Source organism: Deltaproteobacteria bacterium (assembly GCA_018668695.1).
GTDB lineage: Bacteria > Myxococcota > XYA12-FULL-58-9 > XYA12-FULL-58-9 > JABJBS01 > JABJBS01.
The window spans coordinates 1-7,807 of the sequence record JABJBS010000004.1 but is presented as its reverse complement, the minus strand read 5'-3'; the positions used below and the strand labels follow the sequence as shown (position 1 = coordinate 7,807).

The 7,807-nt window shown below is 47.2% G+C and carries 5 protein-coding genes; 3 read left to right on the top strand and 2 right to left on the bottom strand.

Annotated features, from left to right (window positions below):
• Positions 1–863 precede the first annotated feature (863 nt).
• Positions 864–1,247, bottom strand: a complete 384-nt coding sequence (locus HOK28_00120; GenBank protein MBT6431463.1) for a histone — start codon at positions 1,245–1,247, stop codon at positions 864–866.
• A 123-nt stretch (positions 1,248–1,370) separates the two neighbouring features.
• Between HOK28_00120 and uvrB the strand changes: the two genes are divergently transcribed.
• The 3 genes from uvrB to HOK28_00105 all read left to right on the top strand — a co-directional run bounded on the left by uvrB (position 1,371) and on the right by HOK28_00105 (position 6,826).
• Positions 1,371–3,371, top strand: a complete 2,001-nt coding sequence (uvrB, locus tag HOK28_00115; protein ID MBT6431462.1) for an excinuclease ABC subunit UvrB — start codon at positions 1,371–1,373, stop codon at positions 3,369–3,371.
• 2 nt (positions 3,372–3,373) lie between these two features.
• On the top strand, positions 3,374–5,200 hold the full coding sequence (uvrC, locus tag HOK28_00110; protein ID MBT6431461.1) for an excinuclease ABC subunit UvrC: 1,827 nt from the start codon (positions 3,374–3,376) through the stop codon (positions 5,198–5,200).
• Positions 5,201–5,512: 312 nt separating this feature from the next.
• Positions 5,513–6,826 (top strand): hypothetical protein, encoded by a 1,314-nt coding sequence (locus tag HOK28_00105; protein MBT6431460.1) that lies wholly within the window; start codon positions 5,513–5,515, stop codon positions 6,824–6,826.
• Positions 6,827–6,832: 6 nt separating this feature from the next.
• Here HOK28_00105 and HOK28_00100 read toward each other — a convergent pair.
• A partial coding sequence (locus HOK28_00100) for a hypothetical protein (GenBank protein ID MBT6431459.1) occupies positions 6,833–7,807 on the bottom strand: 975 nt, incomplete at its 5' end.

The following is a 7,807-nucleotide window of genomic DNA, read 5'->3' as shown; positions in this document are numbered from 1 at the left end:
GTTCATTAAATTGCCGGTCTATTCTTCAAAAGAAATGAGATAACTTTCGTTATACTCGGTTGGTAAGATTTAGAGCTCTTACCGGCTCATAGACCCGCACGTACAAAAATTTTGTCTGTTATTCAGTTTTCAAAGAGCCGGAAGCGCTGTGTGCGCCGCCGAGCGAGGTGGCCCTGTTTATAGAAGCAGATTCCAACCGTCAACAATTATTTCCGGTGAATATTGATAATCAGATCAAAAGGGCCCGGTACGGATACGGATGCCCACATTTTAGAATCAGTGAAAAGACCACCAAAGTGGTTCTAATGACACTTAGAGACTTTTGGCGGCTCTTAGACCGCCATATTTTAAATTCGATCTTGAAGCATAATCATTTTAACTTAAATCGTGAAGTCTGACGTAAACGGCGAGTAAACAGCTTTGAAAAAATGCATTTGTGCAGCAATCGGTGCAGTGAGGGTCTGAATTCGAAGAAAACATCGACATATTTTGGGTAATTTGGGGGTCTCGGGGTGTCCGTAGCCCAGAATAAACAGTGAAATGACGTAGAAGAACCACTGAAAGTCGATCTTGCTCTCTTTTTTCAGCCCAAAGTAAGAAACAAAAAAGAAGGAAGTCGGGACTCCAGCGCTTATTCATCGCGTCATCCAGCCAATGTGGAGAAAAACGCGTGGTTGGAAATCGTTTTAGTTACTAAGAAGCCAGATCCAGACCAGGTAAGTCATAAGAATCAGTCCTTTAGGCTTAGCAATCTAAGCGGTCTGGCTCTTACTTACGTATATAGGTCGCCGGGATACTCTAAGGGGAAACAAAAAAGGCGGCCCGAAGGCCGCCTTTAGACTGATTAAAAATCAGAACTTATCTTACTTTTTCTTAGCAACTTTTTTAGCAGCCTTTTTCTTAGGAGCAGCCTTCTTCTTAGGAGCAGCTTTTTTCTTAGCTGCAGGCTTCTTCTTAGGAGCAGCCTTCTTCTTAGCTGCAGGCTTCTTCTTAGCTGCAGCCTTCTTCTTAGCTGCAGGCTTCTTCTTAGCTACCTTTTTCTTGGTAGCTTTCTTCTTAGTTGCTTTCTTAGCAACCTTCTTCTTGGCAACCTTCTTCTTCGCTACCTTTTTCTTGGCAGCTTTTTTCTTGGTTACCTTTTTCTTGGCAGCTTTTTTAACTACCTTTTTCTTGGTTGCTTTTTTCTTAGTTGCCTTCTTTGCAACTTTTTTCGCTTTCTTAGTTGTTTTCTTTTTCGCAGTAGCCATTGCGAACCTCCATGTTTAGTTAGAAGAGATCAAAAGAATTTTAAGATTGCGATATAGAGGTGTCAACGTTTTTTCATTAAAGAAGTGTCGAACTATTCAAGACTTAGGCCTATAGAGAGCATAATGGACACGTCAAAACTTCAAAACCCATTTGAGCTATCAAGCCCTCATCAACCGGCGGGCGACCAGCCAGAGGCCATACAAAGCCTTCTGCGCGGTTTTGAGCAAAGTGGGACAGAGCAAGTTTTGCTCGGAGTAACCGGATCTGGCAAGACTTTTACCTGCGCAAATCTGATCAAAAAAATTCAACGCCCAACACTCGTAATTGCACACAATAAAACGCTTGCCGCGCAACTTTACGAAGAATTCAGCGGTTTATTCCCCAAAAACGCCGTCGAATATTTCGTTTCTTACTACGATTATTACCAACCTGAAGCCTATGTTCCGTCCACAGACACCTTCATCGACAAAGACTCGAGTATCAATGAGTCGATAGATCGCATGCGCCATTCGGCCACACAGGCATTGTTCGAAAGAAACGATGTGATCATCGTATCAAGCGTTTCTTGTATCTACGGATTGGGTTCAGCCGAGGCTTACCACAGCATGAATGTGCAGCTTGAAGTCGGTATGGAAGTAGATCGCGATAAAATTCTGCGCGATCTCATTGAAATACAGTTTGAACGTAATGATTTTGATTTTCACCGCGGCCGTTTTCGCGTTCGGGGTGATGTTGTTGAGGTCTTCCCCGCTCATCAATTCGAGCAGGCCTATCGAATAGAGTGGTTTGGTGACGAAATAGAAAAGATCTCTGTGATCGATCCCCTGCGCGGCCAAACTATCCGCGACATTGATAAGATCTCTTTATTTCCAACGAGTCACTACGTCGTTACTCCTCAAGACAAAGAACGTGCCATTAACTCCATTCGGGATGAACTCCGAGAACGCCTGCAAGAGCTTCGTAAAAACGAGAGGGTCCTTGAATCGCAAAGACTCGAACAGCGCACCATGTACGACCTCGAGATGATCGAGGAGATGGGTTACTGCAATGGAATTGAAAACTACTCAAGGCACTTAACAGGCCGAAGACCTGGGCAATCACCTCCTACGCTTCTCGACTACTTCCCTGATGAGTTTCTTTTAATCGTCGATGAGAGCCATCAAACGATTCCGCAAATTGGGGCGATGTACCGCGGAGACCAAAGCCGTAAAACTACCTTAGTAGAGCACGGCTTTAGACTTCCCTCTGCATTGGATAATCGCCCGCTTCAATTCGATGAGTTTATGAAACTGCGCGATCGGATGCTTTATGTCAGTGCAACACCGGGTAACTTTGAACTCGAAAGATGCGAAGGGGTTGTCACTGAACAGATCATCCGCCCAACTGGCTTACTCGACCCTCCAGTTGAAATCAGACCCGCTAAGCACCAGGTGGATGACTTATTGGAAGAAATTCGCGTCTGTGTGGAAAATGGACAGCGTGTTCTTGTAACGACACTCACAAAACGTATGTCGGAGGACTTAACAGAGTTTTACGCCGACAGCGGCGTACGCGTTCGTTACCTACACTCAGATATAGACACTCTAGAGCGCATCGAACTGATCAAAGGCTTAAGACTTGGCGAGTACGATGTACTGGTTGGGATTAACCTCCTGCGTGAAGGACTTGATATACCTGAGGTCGCACTTGTGGCCATCTTAGACGCAGATAAGGAAGGCTTTCTGCGCTCGGACCGTGCGCTTATCCAAACTATGGGGCGTGCTGCACGTAATGTTGAGGGACGTATCATCTTATATGCGGATAAAATGACTCGCTCGATGAACTCCGCAATGGATGAAACCAGTCGACGCCGAACAATCCAAGAGGCCTTTAATACCGAACACAATATTACGCCTACATCAGTGACCCGTGAGATCCGAGACTTTAAAGCTGGTGACGATTTTGCGCAGAAAGCTAAGAAACACGACTCTAACGAACACTTTGAAGTCGACTCTATTCCCGCAGAGATCGTAAAATTGAAGGCGGAAATGAAAAAAGCAGCACAAGCTCTCGAATTTGAGGAAGCGGCGTCACTTCGCGACCGCATCCGCACTCTAGAGAACTTACTTCTGAAGCTTGGGTAATAATGTCTGAAGCATTGCGGCAAAAGGTTTCAAGTATACCTCAAGATCCTGGCGTCTACTTAATGAAGGACGCCAAAGGTAAGATTTTTTATGTAGGCAAAGCTAAAAATCTACGTAATAGATTACGCAACTACCTCTCAGGAAGTGATACCAGACGTTTCGTTTCTCTCCTGGATCAAATCCTTGCAGACATTGAAGTCGTTATTACCAACAGCGAAAAAGAAGCGCTCATCATAGAAAATGAGCTCATCAAACAGCATCGACCTCGGCACAATGTAAGATTGGTCGATGATAAGCGCTATCTCTGCCTGCGCCTCGATACGAAACACGCCTACCCTCGCATAGAAATCCGGCGAAAGTTTGGCCGTGACAAAGCACAATACTTTGGCCCTTACAGCTCGGCCACCGCCATCCGAAAAACACTTAATGTCATCAATCGCTACTTCCAATTACGCACATGCTCAGATCACGTGCTCAACAATAGAAGGCGGCCTTGCCTGCAATACCAAATCAAACGCTGCCCCGCTCCATGCGTGTATGATTTAGGCGATGGGGAATATGCACGAAATGTAGAAGCCGTTGTTGATTTCCTGGAAGGTCGCCACGAGCCTTTAATCGAACGCCTTGAACGTATGATGCTCGAATATTCAAACGAAACACGTTTTGAAGAAGCGGCAATTGTTCGAGACCAAATTAAAGCTATCCGTCAGTCCTTAGAACAACAAAATGTCTCAAGCAGTGATTTCGCAAACCGAGACGTCATTGGCTTTTACCGCGAAGGACCCGCTGCAGAGTTTCACGTGATGGTCACCCGGGGTGGTAATCTTCGCGACGCCCGCAGGTTCTCTATCGACAACAACGAACAGCCAACCCCTGAATTGATCTCTGATTTTGCAAGTCGTTACTACCAACAATCTCAAGACTGCCCAGATGAAATTCTTTTCTCGGATTCAATCGAATGGGCCGAAGCATTAGAACAACTGTTAACGGAACGAGCAGGTCATAAAGTCGTGATTCACACGCCCCAAAAGGGAAAGAAAAAGAAGTTAACAGTTTTAGCGGACCGCAATGCTCAACAAGCCTACCTAGACAAAGTACGAACCGATAAAACGGCTCGAACAGCCATTGAGAGGCTTCAAAAAGCACTTCATCTAAAGCTGCTGCCTGAGCGCATCGAGTGTTTCGATATTTCCCACTTTCAAGGCAGCCAAATTGTCGCCAGTGCTGTCTGTCTTGTGGGCGGCCAACCTGCCAAAGAGCACTACCGACGTTACAAAATTAGGACCACTGAAGACCAAGACGATTTTCAATCAATGTACGAAGTGATTTCACGGCGTGTACGCCGGGGCATCGAGGAAAACGATCTTCCTGACTTAATTGTAATTGACGGCGGAAAGGGGCAACTCTCTGCTGCACGGGCGGCACTCAACGATCATGGAGTCGATACTGTGGATCTTCTCAGCCTCGCCAAGGCGCGAACCGATCGGTCTAAAAAAGGCAGCCCTCGCAACTTCGAACGCATTTTTCTCGATGGCCGAAAAAACCCTATCATTCTTGGGCAAAACTCCGCTGAACTCTTCATCCTCATGAGAGCTCGCGATGAAGCTCACCGCTTTGCCATCACCTTTCAACGACAACGTCAGCGCAAAGCCTCTAAACTCTCGGTTCTCGATGACATACCTGGCATTGGGCCCGCTCGAAAGAAGACCCTGCTCCGCCATTTCGGATCGCTTAAACGGATTCGCGCCGCCTCACTCTCAGAGCTCGAAGAAGTGGTCGGTTCCAGTATTGCCAGAGCGCTGAACGACAATCTTCCAGAGGAAAAATGACTATTGTTCCCCTGACTTTGTGGGAAATCTGTCTACACTCTCGCGGAGTAAATGTGCCAACGAAATTCTGGCATGGAACTCGAAAATTTGACAAAGTGCATAAAAGGAAAGAGTTGCGCTTTGGATGCGCCAGCATAATCATCCTACAAAGGGTTGACCAAGCTGGTCTTTAGACTTAGAAAAGCCCAATAATTTCTCACTGTTAAGTTTCACCGGTTGCAATCAAATTTGCCTGCAGCTGGTAGAGTGATACAAGTCTCGGCTGATATGGTGCTCTAATCGATTGGGCAGCGTTCAGAAGGAGCGGATAAAGTGATGGCAAGCGCCTTCGACATAGCTAAGAAGCAACTGAAAATTATGGGAGTCGCTCTCTCAATTTTTACGGCTTTTGGTTCACTAAATACGAATACGGCATCTGCAAATTCAGCAGGTGATAACGGAATCCTTATTGGAGATGCTCGGCTTCACCCGTTTTTGGATTTCCACACAAACTTCGTGTCAAACCCGAACCGTGCAAGCACCGGCGGTCAAAGTGATCTCGCCCTGACGGTTCGACCCGGTTTTAACCTTGAATTGACTGGTTCGGGCACCGAGCTCTTTTTTACGACTAATGCAGGATACAAGCACTACCTCGGCCTGAATGATCAAGATAACTCTGCTGTAACGAGTAATCTCTCGCGACTGAACGTTGGTGCAGCGCTCGAGGCTAAGTTTCTGAAGCAAGGTAGCCTTCCGCTCAACCTGAAAATTGAATTTCTACACGACGAAACGCCTCGGAATCAAACGCTCAACCAAAAGCTAACTCATAATATGATTAGCTCAAATCTCGGTTTCGATGCGAAGCCTGGAGGCGGTGCACTAAAGTTTACACTAAACTATAAGCCTTCTATCGACTTGTACCCTGAAGCCGATGAAGCCCTCACAACCCATCGACATGTTGCGTCCTTCAAAACACTTTGGAAGTTTTTACCGAAAACGGCAACATTTTTTGAAACCAGTTTCGATGCCTTAATGTACTTGAGTGATACCCCAGTACTGTCTGTTGACAATACTGATGACACCTCAACAACAACTGTCGTCAATCAGGACATTCAATTCTTCAATGTTTATACTGGCCTCACGGGAAGCATTACTGAGAAGTTTCGCGTTCTTCTTCGCCTCGGTTACGGACAGGCCTTGTTGACCGAGACTCAACTCGCAACTGGAGAGTCTAACCCTGCTGGTTTTTTGGGCCAAGTCGACCTTAAATTCAAGTCATCCAATAATATCGTTATCGGCGCGGGCTTTAACCGCACTCTCAGTGGAGCCGCGCTCTACAAATATATGATCGACAACAATATCTACCTTTCAAGCAAGGCTACCTTAGCCCGGCGTTGGGGCTTTAGTGTTAAAGGCTCTGTAAGCATGCTCGAGTACGGTAAACTTAGCATCGACAGCACAGATACCAACCGAAGTGATACGATGATTCGGGTTGAGGCTGTCGCCTCAGTCGCTGTAACTGATTGGTTCGTCATTGCCCTCGTGGATAAGGTGGAGACTCTCATCACTGATTATTCACTCAACGGCAGCGAGTCTCCGAAGTATTTCTTCAACGACTTATTCCTTCGCCTCTCAGTTCGCTACTAATCGCGCTTACCAATCCAAAGTTAACGATAGACTCAATGCTCGGTGGGGAACCATCTCGAGCGAACGCCTGAACTCCTCTCCCGTACGATTATCCTCTAAGATCTCTGTTGATGACCCCAGAAGGTTGTAGACATCTAGGCTGGTCGTAAACTCTGTACCACCAATTTCAACCTCGTAAGCAATCCTCACGTCCCAAGTCATATGGAATGTATGACGAGGAACGGGTTCCCCACGAGCAACGGTCATCAAGGCAGTCGGCCCTTGCTCTAGGTCCGCGATAAGATAACGAGTCATAGGCTGGCCATCCCGGTAACGAAGAATCGAGACCAGCTCTAGGCCTGTCACCGGCGCAAAACCCATCAATAAGTGGGCGGCAAATGCACGGCCCGGATCATAGCGGCCTCGTTTGTTAAGCCTTGCGTTCGGATCGGCACTGGACTCATCGACCACACCCGGATCATTGCGGTCTGGATGCATTCCGAATGGCGCAGATCCCATCGACATATAAGCCGCCCCGGCTATGTCAACGAACCACCAAGAAGTCCGCGGCATCTTAAACTCTAGAGCCAAGCCTAAATAGAGATCTGCCCGGCTCGCATTGGTAAGCATGTAGCGCTCTTCACCCTCGCTACCCGGCACGCGGTTATAAGCTGTGAGTAGCTGACCACCGCCTTCGACCTTCGTCTCTCCTAGGCCGTCACCCCCCGGATCTTCCACTGAGGTCTGAGTGTACTGAGGTTCGCCATCCTCGGCGTAACGCACAGTATAACGGTTTAAAAGCCAATGGGCGGTGCCTGCAAACGAGAAATCAAACGGGCCGACTCTCTTGATTTCTGTGCCCATCGCAAAGCTATGGTCCATCGGGCGGCGAAGAGATGCATCGACTTCATGATAAGCACCACCGGTTACACTTAAAACTGCACCCGCCTCCTCTAAACGAGGTACTCCATCACCATTATCGTTCCAAACAGAGCGGACTCC